The organism is Xenorhabdus entomophaga, from assembly GCF_037996725.1.
Lineage (GTDB): Bacteria > Pseudomonadota > Gammaproteobacteria > Enterobacterales > Enterobacteriaceae > Xenorhabdus > Xenorhabdus khoisanae.
In genome coordinates, this window is record NZ_JBBMXH010000009.1 from 1 (window position 1) to 23,783 (window position 23,783).

At 46.6% G+C, this 23,783-nt stretch carries 25 protein-coding genes and 1 pseudogene; 2 read left to right on the forward strand and 24 right to left on the reverse strand.

What is annotated here, in order from left to right; all coding sequences use genetic code 11:
- The 17 genes and pseudogenes from AAC854_RS02935 to AAC854_RS03015 all read right to left on the reverse strand — a co-directional run.
- A pseudogene (locus AAC854_RS02935) lies at positions 1-1,422 on the reverse strand (hypothetical protein); the annotation flags it as partial.
- Entirely contained in the window at positions 1,422-1,871 is a 450-nt protein-coding gene (locus tag AAC854_RS02940; RefSeq protein ID WP_340615822.1) for a phage tail protein, read from the reverse strand. The pseudogene AAC854_RS02935 and the gene AAC854_RS02940, both read right to left, overlap by 1 nt.
- Positions 1,872-2,087: 216 nt before the next feature.
- Complete coding sequence (locus AAC854_RS02945) at positions 2,088-2,315, reverse strand: hypothetical protein (RefSeq protein ID WP_047961724.1); 228 nt, start codon at positions 2,313-2,315, stop codon at positions 2,088-2,090.
- 57 nt (positions 2,316-2,372) lie between these two features.
- Entirely contained in the window at positions 2,373-2,822 is a 450-nt protein-coding gene (locus AAC854_RS02950) for a phage protein NinX family protein (protein ID WP_340615823.1), read from the reverse strand.
- Entirely contained in the window at positions 2,822-3,157 is a 336-nt protein-coding gene (locus AAC854_RS02955) for a nucleoside triphosphate pyrophosphohydrolase family protein (protein ID WP_340615824.1), read from the reverse strand. Before AAC854_RS02955 ends, AAC854_RS02950 begins: the two co-directional genes overlap by 1 nt.
- A 42-nt stretch (positions 3,158-3,199) precedes the next feature.
- Positions 3,200-5,227, reverse strand: a complete 2,028-nt coding sequence (locus AAC854_RS02960) for a hypothetical protein (RefSeq protein ID WP_340615825.1) — start codon at positions 5,225-5,227, stop codon at positions 3,200-3,202.
- 8 nt (positions 5,228-5,235) lie between these two features.
- The gene (locus AAC854_RS02965) at positions 5,236-6,648 is read right to left on the reverse strand and encodes a baseplate J/gp47 family protein (RefSeq protein ID WP_340615826.1); all 1,413 of its coding nucleotides are present in this window, start codon (positions 6,646-6,648) and stop codon (positions 5,236-5,238) included.
- Entirely contained in the window at positions 6,648-7,001 is a 354-nt protein-coding gene (locus tag AAC854_RS02970; protein ID WP_273549122.1) for a hypothetical protein, read from the reverse strand. Before AAC854_RS02970 ends, AAC854_RS02965 begins: the two co-directional genes overlap by 1 nt.
- 2 nt (positions 7,002-7,003) lie before the next feature.
- Positions 7,004-10,894, reverse strand: coding sequence for a hypothetical protein (locus AAC854_RS02975; protein WP_340615827.1), 3,891 nt, complete (start codon positions 10,892-10,894; stop codon positions 7,004-7,006).
- A gap of 122 nt (positions 10,895-11,016) precedes the next feature.
- Positions 11,017-11,850 (reverse strand): hypothetical protein, encoded by an 834-nt coding sequence (locus AAC854_RS02980; protein WP_047961729.1) that lies wholly within the window; start codon positions 11,848-11,850, stop codon positions 11,017-11,019.
- 11 nt (positions 11,851-11,861) lie between these two features.
- Positions 11,862-12,581, reverse strand: coding sequence for a phage tail protein (locus AAC854_RS02985; protein ID WP_340615828.1), 720 nt, complete (start codon positions 12,579-12,581; stop codon positions 11,862-11,864).
- A gap of 9 nt (positions 12,582-12,590) precedes the next feature.
- Positions 12,591-13,145 (reverse strand): hypothetical protein, encoded by a 555-nt coding sequence (locus AAC854_RS02990; protein ID WP_340615829.1) that lies wholly within the window; start codon positions 13,143-13,145, stop codon positions 12,591-12,593.
- Between the two features lie 3 nt (positions 13,146-13,148).
- On the reverse strand, positions 13,149-13,640 hold the full coding sequence (locus AAC854_RS02995; RefSeq protein ID WP_340615830.1) for a baseplate protein: 492 nt from the start codon (positions 13,638-13,640) through the stop codon (positions 13,149-13,151).
- Between the two features lie 12 nt (positions 13,641-13,652).
- The gene (locus AAC854_RS03000) at positions 13,653-14,228 is read right to left on the reverse strand and encodes a hypothetical protein (protein ID WP_084728505.1); all 576 of its coding nucleotides are present in this window, start codon (positions 14,226-14,228) and stop codon (positions 13,653-13,655) included.
- 45 nt (positions 14,229-14,273) lie between these two features.
- Entirely contained in the window at positions 14,274-15,002 is a 729-nt protein-coding gene (locus AAC854_RS03005) for a hypothetical protein (protein ID WP_340615831.1), read from the reverse strand.
- A gap of 24 nt (positions 15,003-15,026) precedes the next feature.
- Entirely contained in the window at positions 15,027-16,604 is a 1,578-nt protein-coding gene (locus AAC854_RS03010; protein ID WP_047961732.1) for a hypothetical protein, read from the reverse strand.
- 45 nt (positions 16,605-16,649) lie between these two features.
- Positions 16,650-18,344, reverse strand: a complete 1,695-nt coding sequence (locus AAC854_RS03015; protein WP_340615832.1) for a capsid protein — start codon at positions 18,342-18,344, stop codon at positions 16,650-16,652.
- Positions 18,345-18,626: 282 nt separating this feature from the next.
- On the opposite strand from AAC854_RS03015, the gene AAC854_RS03020 reads away from it, so the two are divergent.
- Complete coding sequence (locus tag AAC854_RS03020; RefSeq protein ID WP_340615833.1) at positions 18,627-19,043, forward strand: hypothetical protein; 417 nt, start codon at positions 18,627-18,629, stop codon at positions 19,041-19,043.
- 135 nt (positions 19,044-19,178) lie between these two features.
- On the opposite strand, the gene AAC854_RS03025 is transcribed toward AAC854_RS03020, so the two are convergent.
- Positions 19,179-19,397 (reverse strand): helix-turn-helix domain-containing protein, encoded by a 219-nt coding sequence (locus AAC854_RS03025; protein WP_340615834.1) that lies wholly within the window; start codon positions 19,395-19,397, stop codon positions 19,179-19,181.
- A 293-nt stretch (positions 19,398-19,690) separates the two neighbouring features.
- Between AAC854_RS03025 and AAC854_RS03030 the strand changes: the two genes are divergently transcribed.
- Positions 19,691-20,086 carry a helix-turn-helix domain-containing protein gene (locus AAC854_RS03030; RefSeq protein ID WP_340615835.1) on the forward strand — a complete coding sequence of 132 codons (396 nt, stop codon included), beginning with the start codon at positions 19,691-19,693 and terminating at the stop codon, positions 20,084-20,086.
- A gap of 229 nt (positions 20,087-20,315) precedes the next feature.
- Here the strand turns inward: AAC854_RS03030 and lysC are convergent, their stop codons facing one another.
- Genes lysC through AAC854_RS03055 form a run of 6 tightly spaced genes read right to left on the reverse strand, consistent with a single transcriptional unit; the run spans position 20,316 to position 23,762 of the window.
- Entirely contained in the window at positions 20,316-20,582 is a 267-nt protein-coding gene (lysC, locus tag AAC854_RS24190) for an Rz1-like lysis system protein LysC (RefSeq protein WP_420497875.1), read from the reverse strand.
- Positions 20,491-20,943: a hypothetical protein gene (locus tag AAC854_RS03035; protein WP_273549159.1), complete on the reverse strand. Its 453-nt coding sequence runs from the start codon at positions 20,941-20,943 to the stop codon at positions 20,491-20,493. Before AAC854_RS03035 ends, lysC begins: the two co-directional genes overlap by 92 nt.
- A 16-nt stretch (positions 20,944-20,959) precedes the next feature.
- Positions 20,960-21,706, reverse strand: a complete 747-nt coding sequence (locus AAC854_RS03040) for a hypothetical protein (RefSeq protein WP_340615836.1) — start codon at positions 21,704-21,706, stop codon at positions 20,960-20,962.
- Between the two features lies 1 nt (position 21,707).
- On the reverse strand, positions 21,708-21,992 hold the full coding sequence (locus AAC854_RS03045; RefSeq protein ID WP_273549161.1) for a PAAR domain-containing protein: 285 nt from the start codon (positions 21,990-21,992) through the stop codon (positions 21,708-21,710).
- A 2-nt stretch (positions 21,993-21,994) separates the two neighbouring features.
- Entirely contained in the window at positions 21,995-22,837 is an 843-nt protein-coding gene (locus AAC854_RS03050; RefSeq protein ID WP_273549162.1) for a DNA adenine methylase, read from the reverse strand.
- Complete coding sequence (locus AAC854_RS03055; RefSeq protein WP_340615837.1) at positions 22,830-23,762, reverse strand: recombination-associated protein RdgC; 933 nt, start codon at positions 23,760-23,762, stop codon at positions 22,830-22,832. The genes AAC854_RS03050 and AAC854_RS03055 overlap by 8 nt, the downstream gene beginning before the upstream one ends.
- Positions 23,763-23,783 lie beyond the last annotated feature (21 nt).

Here is a 23,783-nt window from a genome sequence, read left to right on the forward strand (position 1 = left end):
GGCAGTTTTGGCATCATTGACCTGTTTGTCTGTCTCGGCCCTGCTGTACGTCTCGCCTTTGCCGTAGGCCCCGACATCGGCGGCGTTCAGTGCAATATCAGCGGACAGGGGCTTGCCGTTAACCTTGCGGTCAGCGGGGACACGCCCATTGGCGTTGTTGTTGGCATTGGCGGCGGCAGTTTTGGCATCATTGACCTGTTTGTCTGTCTCGGCCCTGCTGTACGTCTCGCCTTTGCCGTAGGCCCCGACATCGGCGGCGTTCAGTGCAATATCAGCGGACAGGGGTTTGCCGTTAACCTTGCGGCCAGCTGGTACACGCCCATTGGCGTTATTGTTGGCATTATTGGCAGAGTTCCTGACATCATTGACACGGCTATCGACTTCCCCTCTGCTGTACGTCTCGCCCTTGCCGTAGGCCCCGACATCGGCGGCATTGGGTTTGGTGGTGGATGAATAGATCGGAGTCCATCCGATCCATTTAGCCCCGTTATCCCAGGATTGTCGTACTGCGACTTGTCCATTATGAGCAGTGTAACGCTGGGCAATGACGCCATTGCTATTGTGTACTTCCAGAATACCGTAACCGTAAAACCCTGCCGGTGCATCGGCAACCGCCGCGATATTCTTAATTCCCACCTTGTAAAAACCGCTCGATAAGCAATGTTGAAATTTGCCCATGTCATCAAGAAAAGCCACTTCCTGTTTTGACATCTTCCCCGATAACGCATTGTTCGTCGTTTCAGCAAAGTTTTTATTTCCGCCAAGCGATTTTGCCAGCTGGCCGAAGGTGTTTAAGCCATTAGGGGCATCACCAAGCAATGTTTTCCTGAGAATATTGACGGCCTTGGGATTGGCGGCAATCCCTTCATCATCACTGTCGATCTTTTCGCTTAATGTGATACCAACAGTTTGCGCCACACGATGCGAGGTATCAATCATGGCATGTGTCACAGCCTTAGCGTCCATAGGGACGTTAACACGGCATAACTCTAACTGATTGCCTGATATACCCTGAGAAACGTCTACCACGACGATATGAGCCGCTTTAAGCGTGGAGGATGAATCTACTTGGTTGGTGACTTTGCCGAATTCAAAATTGGCTTCCAGCGCAATGATGCTGGTTTTACTGGCCGGAACCGGAACAATGACATCTTTCACCTGTTGAATGGAAATCTGACTTTTACCGACGTTGATTGATGCTGCGCCCTGCCCGTCTTTCTCTGAGGCGGAGGTGATCATCACTGACAGTCCAGCACCCGCTTTGGGGTGAAATCCGGCATAAATACCTGCCCGTAAGATCCCTTTCAGCTTACGATTTAAGGCGCTTGATGTGTATGGCTCCAAATATTGTACATCGGCCAACAGTGGCAGGGAGTCCCTGTCACTGGAAAGCACGACAGCTTCGTTGATTACCTGAGACATTAGGCCACCTTCTGCTCGATTGTCATCAATGCGGTAAATAGTTTTCCCTTATGAAGCGTGTCTTGTTGGCAGCACAAGATGCCAAAAATATTGCCTTTGTTATCCACCAGCGCCAGTGTGTTGAAGTCAAAGGCTTTATCTTCGGGAAGATCCGCTTCAGGCAATGTTGCATTGATTGAGATGGTGCTACCGGATACGGTACAGATAAGTGAACATTCAGCGAATTTCTTCAGAAGATCTTTATTTGCAAAATCCAAGGGAATATTGGCAATATCCCAGCCACCGGTCGGGTTGGCGGTGACCAGCGAGGAAGTACCAAACCAGCCTTTGGTAATTAAAAATTGGCCGTTAACACCGATTGCAGATTCAGCACGGCGACTGTAGTAATAGTTCAGTAATTGACCTTTGTAGAGCTTTCCGTTTGATACGGAGGCGAGAGCATCTGCCATAAAACAACCTCATTCTGTGTATTTTACGGCAGTATATTGGAACTATAATTTCTCAATAAACCCATAGGGCATTCTGAGATAGATAGTGAGCGTTTTTTTCTGTAGGGTTTGACTGAGATACTGAGTTTTTGGTGAGTGTCGAGTAGTTGTTTTAGATTTTCGTAAAATAGTTTTTTATTCGATTCATGCAGGCAGAAATTATCCATCTAACCTCCGTTATATCCCTTCGAAAATAGCCTTTTCTTGCCATTTCAGTAGTTCATCCTCAGAGCATCGTTGGTAACACGGCGGCTCAACTTTTGATTTATAACCAGCCCACCAATACCAGCCGCTGCGGTGCTCTGCTGTACCACACCCTTTACAGAGGTGAACCCGACACATTTCTGACCACTGATAATTATGGCCTGCTGAATTGTTCAGTCGCTCAATCGCTGCTCTGGTCATCGTTATTTGCCCTCTGGTTCCATGCCTGAATAACTGTCAATTAATCCCCGCAGTTTTTTAACTTTCTCCCTCCATCAGTTCATCCGGTATCTCTACCTCGTCGCCTAACTGTGCAGCGACGACAGCACGACAGATGGCGATTTGTGGTGTGTCACCATCTTCAATTACACTTTCAAGCTCTTCGAAATTAAATATGTATGCCGACCACTCTTCACTGACTGAATTGAAGTTTAATTCAACATGGTGCTTCTCAATCAACGGCCCGCACCGCGCCCAATCGGTTGATGGTGAATACGGTTTTGATTCAGCTTCGAATTCAATATGCACGTCATTACACAATCCAACCGTGATAATCGGTTTTTCAAATGCTGCCTGTCTAACTCTACCATTACCAATCCATGCGTACTCATCATCGTAGTGATTGACCATATAAATATCCATGCCAACAGCCCTAGCCACAGCCCAGTCCAACGCCCGTCCCGTCAGTTCGCTTGTTTTGATTTTCATTAAAATGCCTTACCGCCAGTCTTGGCGCGATTCTCTCGTTTATGGTCTGCCCGGTGTCTGTTGTATGCTAACTTTTCAGCAATCGCGCTCTCGATGTCATAACCAAATGCCTCTGCATAATCTAAAATTCGGATCACTGCATCAGCCAATTCGACCTCAGCCATAGGACGATGAGGCAAATGGTCGCCCATCAAATTTTTACGCTCTCCCTCCATTGCCTCGCTGATTTCTGAGTGAATTAAACAAAGTAACGTGCCTCGTTCTCTTGGATTGTCACACCAATCCGCATCAACATTTTGCTGGTGAATTTGCTGTTGTAATTCAGTTAGTTTCATCTCAAAAGTCCTTCTTGTGGGGTTTATTTGGTCTAGCGTTGACTAGATAAAGACGATCTTCACTATATCGTTAAATGAATGTAAACCATCGCTTGGCAGCTGCACTTCAGTGGTTCCCATCGGGAACTCATAACTGCTCATTTTACCGTCTGAGTAACTGACCAAACAGCCTCGCTGTCCTGTTGTTTCAAGGATGACCCGGCCGGATACTTCCCTAAGACGGGGATCACCCATAAAGACAGGCGGCGCGAGGACGTTGACATCAAGCGCCCACATGTCTAATGGCACTTCGTCCATTTTCATTTTCAAATGGGTGGTGTGGGCATTGAATTCGACAGGCACCATGTTGGATGAGAGTTCGGCACCCACTTGCATCTTGTTAACCGTGTCGCGTTTTTCCGGTATGACACTGACACGGACTTGTTTAGCCGAGTGTTTAAAACGGGTGATGTCACTGCGATCATGCAGTTGAGCGGTGTAAAACAGACGCGTTTCCGCCATGTTCAGGCGGGTGAGTGTCTGGAATTCGACCGGCGCTATCTTGGACGACAGTTCGGTGTTGAATCGCATTCTTTCAACCGTGTCGCGCTTTTCCGGTATTGCGCTGATACGCACCTGTTCCGTTGTCCGTTCAAGGCGAACGGTATCCCGCTTATCATTTAGCTGTACCGCGTAGAAAAGGCGTATTTCCGTCATATTCAGGCGGGTGAAGGCGTTGAATTCGACCGGCGCTATCTTGGATGAGAGCCCCGTGTTAAACCGTATTCCTTCGACCGTCTCATTTTTTTCCGGTATGGCGCTGACACGTATCTGTTCAGCCATGTGTTGCAGGCGAGTGATATCGCTGTCATCTTTCAGCTGAATATTGGATGAGAGCTGGGTGTTAAGGCGTATGTTTTCAACCGTGTTGTGCCCTTCCGGTATTGCGCTGATACGTACCTGTTCTGCTGTCTGCTTCAGGCGAACGGCATCGTAGTGTTCTTCCAGCTGGACGTCATAAAGAAGGTATTCTGGCATGATACAGTAGGTTATTTTTTCTACCCGTGCGATCTGTTCAGCGGGGATCGGTAAACACACCTTTTTCGCCCATGATGGAAATGAATAGCGTTTTATCCCTGCCCCTTTCAGTGACACAAGACACCCATAATGGCCTTCAGTGGATATCCATATTTTGTTATCAATGAGGATCAGCCGTGGATCATTTTGCATGCCAAAAGGGATGGGAATAATAGGGGGCGTTTGGTGTAAATCTAACGCCCACGCATCAAGGGGCATTTCATCAAAGCGATGTATGCGCTGTTTCAGCGGGCGGATAATGGCGCTGATGGTCTGATTTGGCAGTCTTAACTGGCGGGTATATCCCGATAATGTGTTGGTGACATCCTGAAGTTTAAATTGCGCATCGATGAATATGCGGAGCTGTTTGAGGATCAGTAATTCCGCTTCTTCCGTGATGGTGAAGTAGAAAAAAAAATGAAAGCCGTTATACACGATTTCCAATGGAATAAGAGGCGCAATAACCTGATCAAATTGTTCCGTTAATCTTCTGAACAGCTTTGCCTGCTCTTTGTAGCCATATTGTTCATACAGCGTGTTGAGTGACAATTGGATTACCCCCCGCGAGGTCAGAAAAAACTCGCCATAGCGTGATTTGGCGGTTTCTACCAGCTCCTGTGGAAGAAACACTGTCCCATAGGGAAAGTGTTCTTGATCCAGAGGGGCCCATAAAGGCGCCCATTTGGCCGGCAGGTTGTTAAATTCCCGCCAAAAGGTGGAGGAAATGGGCCTTTCCGTGCCCTTAAAATGGATCTCATCAAGACGCTGAGAGAGCAAAATTGGTTTGCTTTTCTCGTTTTCCGTCCGAATGATGAAAAATTTCCCCAGCTCTGCGATGCGCTTATCCAGGTCTTCAGGGTGCATTGTAAAGATCGACTTCCTATTGGAAAGGCGCTCCAACAATGGCTCTACCGTTTTTTCTAAAACGGCTTGTAAGCTGTCTGTAAACTCACACCACAGTTTTGATTTTTGCTTTTCTGGTGTAAGCCTGTTCTTTAACCAATCCTTAATCATTTCTAACCTTAATAAGCGATTTCGAACACTGAATTCTCAGTATCGAGATAGATAAAATCATTCAGCTGTTTTGCCTCCGTCATACCAATAACCTCAATGTTGAATTCAGCCAGTACATCCAACGATTCAACACAAGCCCACAGGTTATTGACCCGGATCTGTTCAAAATCACCGGCGCTGTTTGAATCAAAGCTGGTGGCATCGCGCCCGAACTGGGTATTTAACTGATCACGGATTTTGGTTTTTGCATCTGAAATAATGACGCTTTTGATAGCAACCCCTGTGAGCTTTATCGTGAAGGGCAGTTCGTTAGATTCGACATAAACGAACTTTTTGTTCAGCGCATTGGGAATGGATTCTAGGGCATCTAAAATTTCTTTTTTCAATGATCCCTGCGTTGATTGGGGCTTATGGCCACAAATGAAAATCGCGTTAATATTATTCAGATCCTTAATGCCGGTGGATTTTTCCTGTTGCTGCTCTCCCCAGATGTTAAGCCATGACGTGCCGACAATTTTTGACTTCAAATAAAATTTGTAGTCCCCACCCCAAACCACCTGATCGTCATAGGCAATGTAGTATTGAGCGCGGTTTCGGATTTCTTCCGTCGTTTCACTCCCTGCACCGTTGGTGATAGGGGTTGTGGTGATAATTTCTAAATTATTGGTGTAGACAGAAAATGAATTCGACGGTATCAACTTTTGTCCTTCTACCAACGTGATATCCCCGGCACTGCACCAAACGTGAATATCGATGATACTGCCCTCTGGGGGTTTTTTCCCGATAGACCCATCGCCAAAGCGAATGCCTAATTGTTCTGTTGGTTTATAAAACAGGACGTAGTTTTGACTTGTCCCTGTTGCGAGGCGGAATTGCGGGTTTTCTTCCCATAATGCTTCGACACCATCAATGGTGACGTAGACGTCAATCTTCACGCATTCAGCGGTCAGATTTTTAGGCAGAATGACAGACGTAAAATCTTCTTCCAGCTGGACGTTTTTTGTGACTTTAACAATCTCCATCTGTTTAATATTGATATCTGTAATCGTTTCGCCAGCGGGAATATCTAACACATCCATGATCATGTATGGATACTGATGATCGGATAAGTAAGTCGAAAACGCCGGTAACTGAATGCGGTTGGATGTCTTATTTCGCACGGACGCTAACCCACTGCTGGGGGTAATTAATCGGCCTACATAGCCCTTATCTTCAGCGGCGGCCAAGATGGATGAACGTTTGGTCGCTGTTGAAATAAATCCCTCCGCTAAGGCGCGTTCAGCAAAGGTTTGCGCATAATAAATAACTTGTGCGCCAAAAATTACCATCATTTTGACGAACTGGCTGTTCGTGAAACGCGCCCACCAGCTATTCTGCTGAAGTGTTTCATTAAATTTGTCGAGTAAATCCTGAATAGTCATTAATTCCCCTTTTGCAGCCCAATCGTGACTGTACCGGTTTGTATTTGGAATGTGATTACATACATATCTATGGCATCGTTAGCGGGTGCGCAGCGTATCCCAGACAGGCTGATTTCGGGAACATCAGTCCGTAATTTGGAGATCAAACGATTCTCAATGAAGACGGCCACAAGCTGATTGGTTGGCTCATGTTTGAATTCCACTAAAGGATTGCCCCACTCAGGTAAGCCATAAATACTCCCAACGGGAGTACGTAACCATTCCTCTAACCGTGCTGGCAAGGCTTCGCTTTCTCCTGACTTGAGGGTTAAGCCACCAGCATCGATACGTAGTAAGCAGTCAATCTCATTCATTCCTAGTGATTCCTGTCTCTGAGCATTTCGGATAGTGCGTCGTTTGCGGCACCCAGCGGAATATCGCTTCTCGGTGCTGGCTGCGCGGAATTCTCGGTTGTATTGGGGTCTTTTCCATTGTTATTTGCTTCTTTTTGAACGCCGATCAGTTTTTCGATAGACACCGATATTTTTTGCAACTGGGTAAGCATGGCGCTATCTGTATTGCTGGACGATTTATCGCGTGTGACCGGCGTTTTTACCCCACTGGCAGCGAGATCCGTCACGGTGGGCAGACGACTGGGCATGGTCATGCTGACCGGTTGACGGACCGTATTGGCAACGGTATCTACCATTCCATGCACACCGCTATCAATTTGTTGGGATATAAAGCCCGTGAGGGGAGAAAATGCGCTAGTTTGGCTGTTATCCAATCCAAGTGTGCCTAGCATATCGTCAAGCATTCCACTGCTGGAAAAACCTTGTGTCATGCTCTTAGCGGTATCGGCCATGCTAGGCAAGACAATATCCGCTAACGTTTGTGAAAAACTGCCAGAAGCCGGTTTAGGTTCTGGTAACGGCTCATTCACATTCTTTGCCAGGGCAACTGAAATACTGCCCTTGTTAGCCGATGTTATGGCAGATACGGGGATATTTTCTCTGTAGCTTTGTGTTTGTTCTAGCGGGTTGTAAGCCCGATTTTCGACACGTTTCGTTTTATGTGCCAGGGCAATCTGATCGGCGGGCAGCATGGCCGTTCGTAATCCGGCAGGCAGATTTTTCGCACTGGCATTCGTTGGGAGTGTTAATCCTGCATCCGGTCTATTCAGACGAATACCGGCAACATTATTGCCTTCTAACACGTTAGTGATCTTTTCATCCGCGATATTACGCGCATCCTTGACACTGTCCCAATAGCCTGTTTTTTTATCATCCGACGTTTTAACATCTTTGGCTTCTTGGTGCTCTTGGTATTTTGTTTTTGATTCAGGTGCTGTCGTCGCCAGTGATGCGACAGACGCCATGTTTCCTTTCGCCTGAGCCGTTGTGCCTATGGTTTCAGGCGCACTAAATTGTTCACCTGAATGAATGGCTGTCAGCCCATTTTCTGCCCGTGCTTTGTTCACATGGGCCAATGTTTCTGGGCTAAACTTACCGACCCATGAATTGGCTGATTCGTCACGAGTACCGATTGCATTTTTGATAAATTCATCGGTTACTTGGGGGTTTCCCCCTTCAATGGTGGAAATAGCCCTGATCATCTTTGTCATGACTTCAGGGTTTGATAGATCCAGTTGCTGATCGGCTTTAACATCTAACGCGTTTGATAAATTGGCTATATACGCTTCGGTGTTATTTTCATTTTTGGGCGCATATTTAGTAATGATGGATTCAACGGTATTGAGTTTTTGATAACCGACCGCTTTTGACGTTCCGTTAGCATATGCCGTAATTTGGTTGGCAAGCGCCCTCATGCCCTCTTCTGGGGTATCAAACTTAGCGAAAGTACGCTCGCCTTTTGCATTGGCATCTTCAAGGCGAGCGCCCTTCTGCCCGACATAGACCAAGTTACCAAAATTATTATTGCGGAAATTTCGGTTGCTGGCGTTTTTACCCCCAATATTCAAGCCGTCACCAAAATTATTTTGAAGCGGTGTAGTTGGAGACACAGTAGGCACTGTCTTACCATCTTGTCCCATTTCAGCACCAAGCAGGGGAATTTGATTGGCTAAACTGTTTACGGCCTGAGTTGTTTTGTCTGCGCCTTCAGTGATAGCCTGAACCAACTCAATATTTTCTGATTCGCTTTGTTTAAGCTGTTGTGCATCTTTTTTATTTTGGTCATCAGAAGAGAACAAATTAAGAACGCCAGTGACTTTATTGTCTAATGCTTTAGCAATGTCACCGGCATCAAATGTCAATGCGTCGGACACGCTGTCCATGCCCAGCCATTTAGCCCCATCCGCCAACAATCCGGCAGAGCCAGACACTAATCCCCCGAGATCAGCCACGTTTGCCAGGGCATACTCTGTTTTTTGACGGGTTGTGGCTTCCTGGCCGTCTTTTAGGCCAAAGGTTTCACGTTGTGCGTCGGTATCTGTAAAACCGTCATAGGCATCCCAACCTGCGCCTAAAACTGTTCCAACAACCGGAACCGCTTTAAGTGCTGTTTTGGCTGCGAGTTTCCCCGCTGCTTTGGCGGCGCTTTTTCCTGCCCCTGCTTTTGCCGCTTTTTCCGCCCCTTTTGTTGCGGTTTTTTGGGTTGCATTTTCACTGATCTTATCTTCGGCACTGTCAAGGATCGCTTTGCCCGCCAGTATTGTACCCGTTGAACTCGCCACAGCAGCTGTTGTTTTTGCTGCACCTTTTCCTATGTTTTTTATGGTTTTTTTGTTTTTTGTTTTCTTTTTATCGCGCCCGTCAACGTCAATATCAATACCGCTGTCATCGGTGCCGCCGGATCTGAATTTGGATATCAGCGATTTGATTTTACCCAGCGCCAGCGCAGACAGAATTGCCGCCCCGAGTTTGCCCCCGATTTTTTTTCCGATGGCTTTGATCGCCAGCGCACTGAAGAGTGTCCCCAGAATGCCATCACCGTTCTTCTCGTTATTCTTATCAACGAGATCTTCAAGCAGGCTAATGACCTTTTCATCATTGGCTTGCGTTAATTTGGTCTGTTCTTTGATAACTTTTGTTTGGTTGTTTTGGTCTTGTGCTGAGAATGCGTTGGCTGATTTCGTCTGTTTTTCAACACCTAATGCCGGGGCGGGAATAGAGGGACGGGTTATGGCGGCTTGTTTTGTTGCCGGCTGAGTTTTCTCACGCTTACCGTTAACCCAATCATGCAGTGAAACCACGTTATTGACGGCATTAGAGGTGACATTTGCGGCTTCTTTTCCCGCTTTCCAGAAAGAGCCACCAGCGGACCCCATGACATCTACTGCGCCCCCCTCCTTTGTGTCTGTCAGTGTCTTGCCTGACGCTCCCATTATCCCACCGAGCTTACGCAGAAAACCGGCCTGCATTTTCGCGTTGTCTTTTTTTTCCTGTTGCTGTGCTTTATTGGTTTTGAGTGATTCGTTTTTGTCTTTTGACGCAAAACGCCCTGAAGCTGTGCGGGGCTGTTCGGTTTTGTTGCCGCTATTGGGACGTGTAGAGGTTGCCGGGACAGTATCATTTCCCGTTTTGATATTTTTTGCGGCTACCGACGCGAGCGCTTTTTGGTTTCCATTTAGCGCCTTTTTGTTCGCCAAATAGGATTTCAATGAAACGGTGTTAGGGGGATTGTCAGTGCCATTATTTTTGTGTGTTGCTTGTTTGTCATTTGCGATATAAACATCGTTTATTTGATTATCGTTTGCCGTGCGTTTTGTTTTACCAACCGTTTGGTGTGCGTTTGGATAACGAACGTTGTTTATTTGCTTGTCGTTTGTGATGCGAACATCGTTTATTTGATTATCGTTTGCCGTGCGTTTTGTTTTACCAACCGTTTGGCGTGCATTTGGATAACGAACGTTGTTTATTTGCTTGTCATTTGTGATGCGAACATCGTTTATTTGATTATCGTTTGCCGTATGTTTTATTTTACCAACCGTTTGGTGTGCATTTGGATGACGAACATTATCCGTTTGTTCGCTATTTGAGTTTTGCGTGTCGCTGGCTGGTGGTGCTTTTTCCGCCGCAATGAGTTTTAGGCCAAGAGAATTAGGCGGGTTTTTTTTTGATACGCTGCGTGATGGCCGGCTGATAATTAACCCATCGTCACCCGCATTGACCTTGCCGTTTTTGCTGAACAGATTGCGGATATCGGTTCGGATATCCGCAAGGGCCGATAATTCCGCATCACTGGCTTTTTCAATCGCATTGATGATGCGTTCCTGTTCTTGTAGCTTTAATGCTGTGTTGACCATGTAGTTATCACCATCACGTATTTTTCTTGAACTTTTCTTCTAGTGATTCATTCATCTTGAAGGCACGCCATTCAGGTAGCCTGTCTATATCACCGGTGGGCTGATTACCGTAAAGTGCCAGATTAGTTGTTAATACCAGCCATCCATTGAGATCTAAAGTCTGGAAAGAAGTTGTGATTCCGAAATGGGGTGTACAGCTGAGTGTATTGACTGGCCGTACCCTCCTTACCTGAATTAGGGCAAACATGTTTTGGTAGCAGCAGGTTAGCGACCCCTTTTTCAATTTTCATGGCGAGCCCATGAGCCAGGCGGCGATTCATCAGCTCAATACTGGCGACTAACGGTGGAAACTCCGTATCCAGTGCCATTTGTTTTATGAGTTCATAACGGATTTGGGCGGCTTTCATGAAGTCTTCCGGTTGTTCATGCAAATGAGCCTGGTGCGTTAATTCCATGACCCTGAGATTAATCAGTTCCTTGCGATAAGAAGGGTCATTCTGGGGTGGCAGGTTATTGCGTGCGGTTTCGAGGTGTTCCATTGCCCGACCATCTAATGGTTTCAATACCCAGTCTTTGGGTTGGCCGTTTACGGGAATAGAGACGGTTTCAAAGGCTTCAACGGTAAGCACGCCCGCTGTCATATCCAGTTCTCTTGCATCGTAGTCGTAATAATGGTCTTTTTGGCAATGGGAGCACACATAAGAAACAGTTAATGTCGTGTTGATTCTGGAATTACAGAAGATCCACCATAACGCGGTGCGCCGGTCTTGGGCCGTCCAAAGCGCAGCATCATGCTTATTCTCTCCACACTGAATTTCATTCAAATAACGCGTTGTCAGGGCTTCTTCCTGATCAGGATCAGTGCCACAATATGACATGGCATCGGCGACATCAGACATTCGGAACCGAATTTCCACATTGGGATTAGAGGGCAGGGGGAAATCAGGAATTTGCATACATAACCCATTTAAAATTTAATAATATTATTTGTGCTAACCGCCCCAGACGCTGCATTACGTAGGGCGCTACCCATGATTGATGCCGTGCTTGTTTCAATGGATGACATCTTAATGAAGGTCAGAGGGTAGGAAAGAAATTCTGTCACCTGATCACGGGCTCGCGTAGTTTCTCCGCGAGAAATCGGAAAGACGTCAAATTCACTCTCCAGCTCGATGCCGCCGCTTTGCATCACACGATATATGCGTATTCCCATCGCGTATTGAGACGGAAGATTGACGGTGCCATCTCCATTGGTGACACGATCTGCTCTTTCATCAAACCAACGCGCAATGGCACCCTCTTCGGAATCACGAACGGTAATCGTGATTGTGCCCGCTTCCCGGTGTGTGGGTTTGTTGAAAACGACCGCACCAATCTGTTTAGCCTCTGTTTCTATCGTGACGGAATCGTAAGTAATGTCTTTGACAAACATATCTAAGCCATTCAGTCCGTCCGCTTCGATAGCCCATTGCCAGCCTTGTGCGTAGCGAATACGCAGGGCAGAGTGGGCGATGGATTTCGCATGGCGAAGTTCATCACTTAGACTTCTCGTACCGCCCGCGTTGCCGGAGAGTATGGAGGTTGAACGTTCCAGAACTTTGCCAATAAAATTATTGCTTGCGGCTTTACCGAAGCTGGACAGGCTGTTGTAGCCTAGCGACTTTCCTACTCCGCTGAAGATCCCCATGTCGTCTCCTTACGGCATTAAGCTGGCACCGGTGATAATGGCTCTGTTGGACGACATTTTGTCTTCCAGATCAATTTTACGTTGATACAGCGTGGTTTCATCAGGAAGGTGACTAACATCAAGTTTGCCTGATACCGACACTCGCCGCTTACGTTCCGTGTTTTGAATATCGATCAGGCACTCCAGGTAGTTTTCCAGTACACCACAGAGGCTGGGGGGAATAACCCAATTATCTAAATCACAATCCCGCATATTGGCGAGATACACTAACGTCAACGGGTAGCGTTCACCGCCCAGTAAATCAAGCTGTAGCTGATCGGCATAAGGCTCGGCAAAAACGAGTGAGCTACGGTTATCAATGACATGGACTAACTCAAGATAATCATCAGGATAGGGCAGGGATGTCCCTGCCTCTTTCGCTAAATAAATCCGTTTAATGAGTCCTGCGCGATCTTGATATTCGGTCAGTGCCTTAACCAGCATCCCTTTTAGCGTGTTTTCTTCCACAACAAGGAGTGGCCTGAATCGCGTTTTAACAGAATCTAAGAGTTGCATCGGTGTCATTTATTATTCCTGCCAGTTGTACACAGCACGCATAGAAGGGCGAACAACCGCCGTAATATCTTCAGACGCCAGATCAACGGCGTCACAGTACAACTTCACCATTTCATATGAACGAATGGGATTGCCTGATCCACCACCTTTCGATTCACTGGCGAGGTAAATATCAATGTCGATATACGCTTTTTCCAACACCCATTCTTTGACTGCGGCCAACACAACGCCTTCAATGGTTTCTGCACACTGAAACTGAAATTCGCCCTGATTTCTAAATACGCCGTGCTGGTTGATTTTGATACCGGAAGGCGCATAATCCTCAACGTCTTCCCGGGTAAACTCCCCGAGCTGTGTAGTACGAATAAGGATAGAGAGGTGTTCGTAGCCTTTGATTACCATCCAATAATCCGCGCCGATGAGTCGTTCACCCGCCGCTTTGGATTGGTTAAAACGTTTTTTCAAAAACGCCTTATTCGCTTTACTATTACTGAATCCAGCCATTAATTAACTCCATCAAATAAACATGTAAGGAATTTCTGATCTGTTCTGAACCTGCATACCGGAGAGCGAAAGTGTCACCGTGTTATGTGTGTAATACCCCTCAGCCGTTTTAGGTGCATCGAGTTCGAAGTTTACTTCCTGAATTACAACATCAGTGAGTTTTAACCGGCGTCCTATATCGATCACCACGGGTTCAGGGCGTCTTCCTCCGGGCATTGCCACTCCCAACTCAGGCGAGGCCATTTGCAATAACGTCATAATGGCTGACTGGACCTCAATCTGAGCGTCTTGCTTCGCCATAAAATGCAAAGGCAGGGTGATTTGCGGCGGTTTTTGACCTTGCCAAACCATTAATGAGTTAATACGGGTGATGGAGGTACTGTCTGTCATGACCTGTGCGCCATTGGCGATGGTCGATATCCCCGCCATCGAACCAATGGAATCATTCTCGAAAGGTGATTCCCAGAGGGATTGTAGCGTTGCCGTCGCACCGTCACCGATATAGCCGACAACCATCGAGTCTTCGTTAGTAATATAAGCCTTTAAAAATGGACTGATACCATCCGGCATGACCGCACCACAAATCATGAAATTCCCCTTATACCACCAGCTAAAATGCGGGTGGCATCGTTGTTACAAACCCCGTTTTTTACGAACAAGGTTGGATTTTTTACGCGCTTTCTTGGCCGACGCGGTTTGGGCTTTCATGCGGGCTTTTTTCAACGCACTTTTTTGGGCCGCACTGAGGCGACGCGGACGCGGCTGTTTGCGGATCAACTTAACGACTCCGTCGCGTACGACCTTGATGCTGGCTTCCATCATTGCCCCCTCATCGCCACCGGTGACCGAAAACTCAGCAATGATGTTATCTTCGTCGTCTGGTGACACATCAATGGCAGAAAGAACGGCATCAGCGGCATCATCATCGGCGTTGTCGATCATGGCTGTTACGTCGCTTTGATCTGCGCCCATAGCCACTGCCGCATCTGCCATGAGCCCTAACCACATGTTGTAGTCGTCGATTTGCTCATCGGTCAGTGCTTCATCGTTATCTTGAAGAAGATCGGCCAGTCCCAGCGCGAATTCATCAAATGAATCGAAAGTGCCCTCGCCATTTTGAACCCAATCAATCACCGCAGCGGCGGCAATCCCGCGAGAGTCTTGTTCTGCCTTTTTGTATACGGCTTCCAGCAGCATATCCTCTGATGTGTTGCTATCCCCCATTGGGGACGCCGGTTGAGCCGCGCTGCCAGCGATCTTGGCCTGATTGGACTCCATCATCGCAACCTGACCCACGGGAGTGGCGAATGCCCTCAAACGAGATGTCAGCAGCGCTCCGCGTGTGAAAAGACCTTTACTCATACTCATTTTTCCTCACCTACTTAATTACGGGATTAACACCGGTTCAGCTACGATCCGGCGTGATACACCGGTTGGACAGGCTTCGTATCTGATATGCCACATATCAAATTCATCCTGTGTGACGGTAACAACGTATGGCGCGGTGCCATTGGCCGCATTACGCGGTGCCACTAATGCTTCAGAGGCAACAAAGCGATCAAGCAGCTTAGGGATTTCCCTTTCTAGGCCACGTCGGGTAATGCCATCCGGTTCATGTTTCAACGCATTGCCGATGTCATAAACAAGGCGAGCAATCGCATTGAATGTGCTATTGACGTGCTGGAATCGGAGGTAGTTTTTCTTGGCATACGTGGTGAGTGCGTCATCGATCATGACAGAGCCATCTGAGGCAAAACCAACGGTATTGATCCCACTCGCTGCGTAGAGTTCGCGGTCAATGTCAGCCGCCGCCGGACGTGGCTTGATGTTTTGTCGGAGCAATACGCCGCGTGACTGCCCAGCGGGTGAGAGATGATAGCCACCTACGTCTGACACCATCGCAACACCTTTGGCTTTAGCGGTAAACGCATCACCAGATAGGCCATAAACGACCTGTGCACCGGAGAAAGTATCACGGCAGCTGTAAGGAAGATGGTAACGGCAAATATGTGCGTAACTACCAAATCCTTGTTCCTGAGCCGTTTTAATCGCGTCAGATGGCATAGACGCTGGTGGCAAATCGCAAAACATGTCTACACGAACATCATTAGCTAATTTAGCTAATTGGGACAGGGCGGTGCTGTCATAACAACCTAATGATAAAATGGCGGTGTAATTCACCATTGAAGCACTGAGCGCCTTGATCGCTTGTGCATACGCTTCACTGGTGATCTTGCTCATGTCACCGTCTGATCCGCCAACAAAAGGCTGATCTTCGAAGCCCTGATAGTAGTCTGGAAAACGCGATACACGACTGCCCATAACCGCACGTAAACGATGTGTGTTGTTTTCCAGGGCAATAGGTAAGTAAGCGGGTTGCCCCATATCATCAATAGCGTCAGGCTGAAGCGATACCTGAATCGTATCTAGTGTGTGTTGTTTACCAAAACTGTCTGTCTCTTTTAGCGTGAGGGTAAAAAAGAATCCTTTTTGGTTTTCATCCTTAATCAAGGATAACGTGCGATTGGCGGACGCATCACCGTCATTAACATAGATTTCGAAGAAAGAGTCATCGTTTAGTTCTATGTCATCACTGGGAGGTACATTTTTTGCGAAAGGGATCGCTTTGCCATATTCCCTTTCTTGAGCCACCCCAATGACCGGAATTCTCATGTTCGGCGTTTCGACGCGCACTATATAGCCATTACCCCCGTTTAACGCCTGATAAACATGGCGATACGGTTCAAAGTGTTGGCCTGCATGAGGATGGATCGGATCACCTAACACTTTTTGCAATGTATCCGGTGTGACGTATTGTACGGTGTTTGGCTTACCCCGTTTGGCAACAACCACACCGGCAAAAACGGATGATCCGCCCGTCGCATTTGTAAATGTGGCATCCGCGTTGGGTGGCATAATGGCAACACCGGTGGCTTGACCAATAGCGAAAGGAATTTTATTCATTTTTATTCCTTATGGCGCCATTTCTGGCGCCGTAATCAATGAAATTTAATCAAGGTTTTTTTTGTCGTTCTTTTTGTCGTTCTTTTTGTCGTTATCCACGGTTGTAGACGTCGCATTTGTCTGGCTTTCGCTATGACCATCGGTGATGAGTTTGCCGGTGAGCATATCGATAGCGCCAATCTTGGTGTTGGTTAGCGTGAGCTTGGTGAAATACTTCTCGCCGTTTCTGGGGTGAATTTCATTCACCGCTGAACCCCACAGTGTGGTGCGGTTGATCAGTGACGTTGTCGTTGGATGCACAAAGGGAATGGCAGGAACAGCATCACCGGCAACTAAACCGGCATCGCCGATATTGTCACCACGGCCGTAGAAGAAAATGTCGTTGGCAGAAAACTTACACCCTTCGTTGGACAGCTGTTCACAGACCGTTTCCGGCACTTCAAAAATACGGTATACGCCGAACAGCGTACCGATGAACTGAATGCGCGGAGACTGGACATAACCTTCAGCAGGTTTGAAGTAAGTTTCCGGCATAGATTTAATGAAGTTAGCCGCAGCACCCCCCGCAAACCCGCCACGAATCCCCGTTTTTTTGGTACGGTTGGTCATTTGGGTGGATTCGTTCGTGATGGCCGATTTCAGCAACGCTACGTAGGAATCCCATTGCTGGGTTGTTGGCAAGGCAATATCAAATTCACTGCCGTGGATGGTATGAAAGACGATCTTGCGTAGACGCATCATGTCAATTTCATGGGATAGCCAGCTGCGCACGGCTGAGAATTGCATGGAAGCCAAATCCAGACCAAATTCCCGTTTAGCATCCATCAGCGACTGGATGGTGTGTTCCGCTGCCAGTACGTATTGGGACGGTACAACCGTCCATTTACGCATCCCGTGATTAACCAATGGGATCAGGTCGGCTTTTTTCTCAATATCAATTTCAAGCGCAACGGCTAACTCAGTCCCTTTTGCTGGGATATTGTCGCCATTAAATTCAACCGTGATCTCACCTTTGGCATAATCAATCGTGCCGGTGACGGAATAAGTCACACCGGAATGATCCTGACCGTCAAAGTAGACCTTGCCGGATTTGTTGTCACGGTCAGAACGTTTGCGGTTGACCATCAGCACCGTGCGACCCGCCCGGATAGGCATTCCCTGGCCTTCCTGAGTCTCAGCCAACTCGAATTTGAAGGACTTTTTTGTGCCATCAGGTTGCTGTTTATCGGGGAAAATATAGGTACGGCTCATTTGTGAGTAAACACCGGCAGACTGCATGTTCAGTTCGTCACCGATGTTATAGGAGCCAAATTTAGAACCCGCCACGTTGAAGACTTCATAGACGTTTGATTCGTCACGTTCGCACGGGACGAAAGTACAGGCATCGCCTGTGGAAGCGCCTAATGCCGTCGGCAGGATCAGCGCCGCAAAAAGCGCCTGGCGCATAATACCATCGCTGGTGGACATATCCGCTTTGACACTTTCGAACATGGCGGCACCGACCCCTTCATGTTTCTCCGCCGCCGCTTCCAAGATCAGGCGTTCACACGCATGATGGCAGTTAGCAAGAATTTCAGATGAGGGGTAGTGACCATTGCGATCACTGTATTCCGCCAGACTATCAGCCCAAGCACTAGAAACTTGTCCAACGTATTCAGCATTGACGCCTTCAAACATCGGGACAGTTTTAGCCGCAGCTAAGATACTATCGTAACGTTCTTGTGGATCGTCGATGAACACACCATCCCTGAACTGTGCATGTGCTGCGAACGAAAGGACTTGTGCAGCGCGTTCATTTACGTCTTTCTGACGCTCTTTGAATTCTTTAATATTATTACTCACCGTAATGGCCCTTTTCAGAGTGCGAAGATACGGGAGTCAGCTTTTCGACGTGCTTAGGATAGGTTAACTACAATATCCCGCCATAATCCTAACGCCGTGTTTTTTTGTATTTTTTCCAAAAAAAATCATTTAGAATTTTCAGCATCTAGTCTAATTGAGTTAATAGTAAATAAGGAAATTATGAGCTATCGCGTTTACCTGACATATGACAACGGTCGCCAGAGTCATCTATACTTCACACGCGACAGAAAGGTGATCCATCAACATATTGAATCCGTGTTGACCGATGCTGATTTGCGCGAAACAGCGAAAGAAATTGTGCTTGAATACAAAAATAGGCTCTTGTTTAGCTTCAGTATGCGTGATGTGGACGATAAAACGATGGGGAAGATCCCTTGGCCGAAGTTGGGTAAGAAGCGCACCTTGAAAACCCCGAAAATTGCGTCTTTGTCGATGCCGACCCAGATGTATGCGTTCTTACAGGAAATAGGGGGAGGGAGTGCCAGTAAGGGGATTCAGGAGATGTGTCTAGAAAAAATGGGCGATAAAGCCACGATGGATGACATGTTTTACCATTGGCGTGATAGTTCGTTATAAAGAGAGATGCGATGATACACATTAAAACCGCCGCACTTTCAGGCCGTGCATTTTTGGCCTTAATAAATTAGTCCAAGCTAAATCAGTTGGTTATATAAGGATCGGTTCCGGTAAGGGGCGGTCCCTATTATTGCATTATTTCTGAATCTTTCCCTCGTATCGACTCGGCCAGATTTCTGACGGATGCACGCCGATATGTTCTGCAATGAGCCGTTGGCCTTTCGGATAGCGACGGTGTAAAGCATTTTGTAACGTCGCTGAACTCAAACCAGATCGGCGTGATAACTCAGATAAACTGATCCCTTTTTTACGTACTGCGGCTACAATATCAGCGGGATGCCAATCACTCTTCATAATCAGCCCTTATTTTAGCGTCATTAATGAATATTCCAGAATAAGTGTAGCCAGTAACCGATAAAAGGGTAAAACGCCCATTTCCCCGAACGCCGCCTAAAGATAATGTAGAGATAAAATAGGTTTAAACAGCGGGGAAATGCGAGTCGTTACCCATCGCATCTTGTTAAATTTTTTTGCCAAAAAGTCCATGAAATGAAAAAGGTCACATTGATATTATTTTCTACAATTGATATCTATAAAAGAGTAAATCGATAGTAATACCTTAATTTTAGGCAGTTATGGGAGATCTTATGGTTCATTCTATTTGTAGAAATGTAGGTGAACGTATCAGAAAACAGCGAAAAAAGAAGGGGGTAACAACCCAATATTTGGCTGAAAGAATTGGCCTTTCCCAACAGCAAGTAGCTAGGTTTGAGAAAGGGATCAATAAAATCAATGTGGGTTATCTTGCTATAATCGCCCGTGAATTAAATACGCCTATTAGCTGGTTTTTTTCCGATTGTTATGCTGACTTAGAAGATAAAGATTTCCCTTCTAATTTAGCAGGCAGTGAAACCAGTATTACTTCATATGAACTGGCGAAAGGTGTAGAGCTAAAAGAACAAATTGATCAAATTTGGTCGAGATTAACATATAAGCAACGTCGAACTCTGATATTACGTTTGAATGAGTTACTCAATGACTAATATCGGTATTGCTGATTTTAGTATAAATACCAGTATTTATACTATCAGCATAATTCTACTCATAGACATTGACAACCGAATAATCCTAATCTCAATGAGTACTAAATCAGGAACAAGATTTAGTACTTGTAGACACAACGGCTAATCAGTGCGTAGCCAGAGCTTTATAGAAATTAGGGTTGTCTTGGATGATAGCTAACACCTTTGCTGCGAGTCCTGTCGGAGACAGTTATAGCTTCGCATTCATCTCATTTGTTCGTTGATTCTTATTATTACACTCTGCCAGCGACCGCCTAACTTTTTCATTATAAACCACATTATCCCCCCAAAGCGCCGTGTGGTCGGCTGGTAGGGTACACATCACCGCTTTTATAGCGGGTGGTCGTTTAGTTTCCATCCGCTTTTCAACCACCATAACGCCGGTTGAAGTCGGCTGTGCGTTGGTGTTGCAACCGGATAATGTCATCAGGCATACGCTGATTAGCGCACTGAGCATGAGCCAGCATGGTTTTAAATTGTCTGATAGCACTATTACTTTCCTCTTGTTGCTGCTTAATTTCTTTCTCTAAATTTTTCTGAGATTCTTCTAATTCAATTAACCGGTTATCGCGTGCGGCAATATCACCATTCAGGAGGCGTATATTTTCATTTTGAGAACCGATAACGGTTTTTAGGCTGTTATTATCATGGGATAATACAGAATTAGCCTTATTTAGCGCTGTAACGCTCTTTGTGAGGCTTTCGTATTTGCTGTAGGCAAGATATCCACCAAGACAGAGAGCACCCAGTATCATGCCAATGCAGCCGAATTTGAGTGATTTTACGGTAGAAAATGGACTCATCCCGCCAAGTAACATGATGGCTCCTATGACCCTATGACAATGCAGAAATGACAGATGCAGGCGTCACTGCTTTTAAGGCATCAATCATGACAGGGCTTTCAATCAAACCGGAAATGATTGAAACGCTGACGGCATCACTAAAGGATTTTTGCGCGTGATTGGCAGAATCATTAGCCTGAGTTGCTAATCGATTAATGGCCTCCGTTGCTTTATTCAGGCTGTCCAGCGAACGTGCTAATGCTTCGGTGGCGTGGTTAAGCCTGCTCGTCTGCTCGTCAGTCAGTTTTGAAACAAGACCACCAGCCCCAAGGCTATTAGCCAAGATTGGATTGATCTCATCCATTGCCGCCTTGATATCGCCAGTTTGGATGCCTGCAACAAGCTGGTTTTGTACGGTGGTGATTTTGGTATCAGCAATAGCCTCAATCAAATGAAATGGTGTGCTGTCAGGTAAAAGGTTGCCTTTTAAATAACATGTCCAGCCAATCCGCATTTGGATCAATTGGGACGGATTTTGATAGCCATTGATTGCATTATGGAACGCATTTGCCGCGTTTGCAGAAACCGTTAATTTGCCGATCGCATCAGTGATCTTGCTCAAGGCGTGAGTTACTGACGCTGGATAGGTCGTTTCCTTCTTCACGAGTTTACGCAGCGATGAGGCTTTTTCGATGGCACTGGCCGCTGTCGATTTGGATATGGTCAGTGCGGCTGGTGGGTGTAATCCTTCAGCGCCCAATGCCCTGAATGCGGCGATTTGTTTTTCATTGTCTAACATATTAACTCACCTTAAAAGAAGCGTCCCCAGACACCACAATAGAGCCACACGAAACCGGATCATCAACACAACAAATGGCTTTCCCGTTCACCGTAAACCAAGGTCTTGTGCTGATGGCTGTTCCATTATGCGTACTGTTACTATCAGAGTGATCAGGGAATACATTCCCGTCTACAAGCACAGGAATACCATTGATTTTTACCAGAGCTTCACCTTCAGATGAAGGGCGGGGCGGAAATCCACCGTGCCCGGAACAAATCGAATTCTGAGTACCAACGGCTGACATGTTTAACCTTCCATAAAACAAATGAGATCGCTTATTGCACCACGAGTTGCACTTTTACAACTTATCGTTCTGCGCGCATTGAGCGGATGTATTTTGAATCTCAGGGACTCGTACATTTCACGGATTTTTGGCGCTGAACTATTGGTCATGACGATATGCGCCCCACGTTGATGAGCATGAACCAGTTCGTTTGCCAGTGTGCATTGATCTTGGAATGTGAATCCACCCGCGACATAGTTTGTGAATCCGGTCGTGTCTGGCAGGGGTTCATAGGGCGGATCGCAAAATATCACATCTCCGGCTCCGGCACGGCGGATCGTGTCACTATAGTGGGCATGGGAAAATTCACAGCGGGGCGCAATGGAGGCAAAATGCGTTAGCTCCGCTTTAGGGAAATAAGGCGGTTTTTTGTAACGGCCATAGGCAACGTTATATTTTCCGTTTCGGTTATATCGGGTCAATCCGTTAAAACAGTGGCGGTTTAAGTACAAAAACGCCGCTGCCCGTTCCAATGATGTATAGCTCATGGCATTGAATTTTGCCCGCACATCCAGAAAGGCTTCTTGACACTTGTTTTGCTTAAAAAAGCACTCCGCTTTATCGATCAGCACTTCATTGCTGGTGGTGGCTACCTGATAGAGATTAATCAGATCACGGTTAATATCTGCCAGTAGGTAACGCTCAAACCCCCCCGCATTCAGAAACACAGCGCCACCCCCGACAAAGGGCTCAATCAGGCGATTCCGGTGAGGCAAACGATGAAGGATTTGCTTGAGTACAGCATATTTTCCCCCCGCCCACTTCAGAAAAGGGCGATTGTATTCATTCACGGCTGGTTTACACATTGTCCTTCCCTGCATTCAGCAAGCCACCCATGGCATTAAAAATGATGTTGTAGGCAATGCGTAGCTCATTCACCATTAAGATGAAATCTGCATATTCGCGGGATAACTCGTCTTCTTCAGCATTATTTTGCGTTGAAAATTCATCACCAAACTGGAGTTTTTTGAATTTGCATGAATCGGTGAGTTCTAAATCAAATCCGAATTGCGTCTTAACATGAATGCCAAGTGTGCAAACCTGACGGCCTTGATCTAACAGGATGGATACGGCTTCATCGTTGGTCAGCATATCTTCTTTGTTGAAGCGGACTTCCCCATCATCATAAATCAGATCGGCTTTTTTTATCTTTTCACTGAGGCGTAATTGGGCCGGAAAGGTATCCGTCTCTTTTAACCAGCCAGTCATCACCCGTTTAAATGGATTTGCGGTTGCAATAGGGATAACAGGCAGTGAGCCAAGTGTGCGGCGCAAAAGTGCGAGTACATGCTCCGCTGTACGGGGGGAGGTGGTATCAATTGAGATTAAACCGTTATCAATGTCAATCCATATTTGAAGGGTACTTCGCTTCGGGAATGCACGTGGTAACAGTTCCTGGATAACGTCATCTTTGATTTGAGCTATTTCAGTACGGCGTAACTTGCGACATTTCACAGACTCGAATTTATCACGCTTTGCATGAAGGTGTTCTTTGATAATTGCGGCTGGGAGGTCTTTACTCTCTCTCTCGGCCACGATAAGCAGGTTATTGCCGTGAACAAACATCGCTGGACGATCATCATCCATCAACCAGCCGATACGGGAAGCATCATGCGGGCCACAAGGAGAAAAAGCAAAATGCGGAATAAGGGCGCGTAATTCATCTTCAGTGAGGTTTGGCACGTCTCGTGATAACTGGTAGATGAGCGCGTTTTTAAAAACCTTGAACATCAAAGTGATACCTATTTAGCC

Bases quoted from the DNA above. Each gene is read 5' to 3' on its own strand.
- AAC854_RS02950 (WP_340615823.1), bottom strand. From the start codon at position 2,822: ATGAAAATCAAAACAAGCGAACTGACGGGACGGGCGTTGGACTGGGCT.
- AAC854_RS02990 (WP_340615829.1), bottom strand. From the start codon at position 13,145: ATGACACCGATGCAACTCTTAGATTCTGTTAAAACGCGATTCAGGCCA.
- AAC854_RS03050 (WP_273549162.1), bottom strand. From the start codon at position 22,837: ATGTGTAAACCAGCCGTGAATGAATACAATCGCCCTTTTCTGAAGTGG.
- AAC854_RS02940 (WP_340615822.1), bottom strand. From the start codon at position 1,871: ATGGCAGATGCTCTCGCCTCCGTATCAAACGGAAAGCTCTACAAAGGT.
- AAC854_RS03030 (WP_340615835.1), top strand. From the start codon at position 19,691: ATGGTTCATTCTATTTGTAGAAATGTAGGTGAACGTATCAGAAAACAG.
- AAC854_RS03005 (WP_340615831.1), bottom strand. From the start codon at position 15,002: ATGAGTAAAGGTCTTTTCACACGCGGAGCGCTGCTGACATCTCGTTTG.
- AAC854_RS03035 (WP_273549159.1), bottom strand. From the start codon at position 20,943: ATGTTACTTGGCGGGATGAGTCCATTTTCTACCGTAAAATCACTCAAA.
- AAC854_RS03040 (WP_340615836.1), bottom strand. From the start codon at position 21,706: ATGTTAGACAATGAAAAACAAATCGCCGCATTCAGGGCATTGGGCGCT.
- AAC854_RS02965 (WP_340615826.1), bottom strand. From the start codon at position 6,648: ATGACTATTCAGGATTTACTCGACAAATTTAATGAAACACTTCAGCAG.
- AAC854_RS03020 (WP_340615833.1), top strand. From the start codon at position 18,627: ATGAGCTATCGCGTTTACCTGACATATGACAACGGTCGCCAGAGTCAT.
- AAC854_RS02955 (WP_340615824.1), bottom strand. From the start codon at position 3,157: ATGAAACTAACTGAATTACAACAGCAAATTCACCAGCAAAATGTTGAT.
- AAC854_RS03055 (WP_340615837.1), bottom strand. From the start codon at position 23,762: ATGTTCAAGGTTTTTAAAAACGCGCTCATCTACCAGTTATCACGAGAC.
- AAC854_RS02980 (WP_047961729.1), bottom strand. From the start codon at position 11,850: ATGCAAATTCCTGATTTCCCCCTGCCCTCTAATCCCAATGTGGAAATT.
- AAC854_RS03010 (WP_047961732.1), bottom strand. From the start codon at position 16,604: ATGAATAAAATTCCTTTCGCTATTGGTCAAGCCACCGGTGTTGCCATT.
- AAC854_RS02960 (WP_340615825.1), bottom strand. From the start codon at position 5,227: ATGATTAAGGATTGGTTAAAGAACAGGCTTACACCAGAAAAGCAAAAA.
- AAC854_RS03045 (WP_273549161.1), bottom strand. From the start codon at position 21,992: ATGTCAGCCGTTGGTACTCAGAATTCGATTTGTTCCGGGCACGGTGGA.
- AAC854_RS02995 (WP_340615830.1), bottom strand. From the start codon at position 13,640: ATGGCTGGATTCAGTAATAGTAAAGCGAATAAGGCGTTTTTGAAAAAA.
- AAC854_RS02985 (WP_340615828.1), bottom strand. From the start codon at position 12,581: ATGGGGATCTTCAGCGGAGTAGGAAAGTCGCTAGGCTACAACAGCCTG.
- AAC854_RS03025 (WP_340615834.1), bottom strand. From the start codon at position 19,397: ATGAAGAGTGATTGGCATCCCGCTGATATTGTAGCCGCAGTACGTAAA.
- AAC854_RS02975 (WP_340615827.1), bottom strand. From the start codon at position 10,894: ATGGTCAACACAGCATTAAAGCTACAAGAACAGGAACGCATCATCAAT.
- AAC854_RS02945 (WP_047961724.1), bottom strand. From the start codon at position 2,315: ATGACCAGAGCAGCGATTGAGCGACTGAACAATTCAGCAGGCCATAAT.
- lysC (WP_420497875.1), bottom strand. From the start codon at position 20,582: ATGCTCAGTGCGCTAATCAGCGTATGCCTGATGACATTATCCGGTTGC.
- AAC854_RS02970 (WP_273549122.1), bottom strand. From the start codon at position 7,001: ATGAATGAGATTGACTGCTTACTACGTATCGATGCTGGTGGCTTAACC.
- AAC854_RS03000 (WP_084728505.1), bottom strand. From the start codon at position 14,228: ATGATTTGTGGTGCGGTCATGCCGGATGGTATCAGTCCATTTTTAAAG.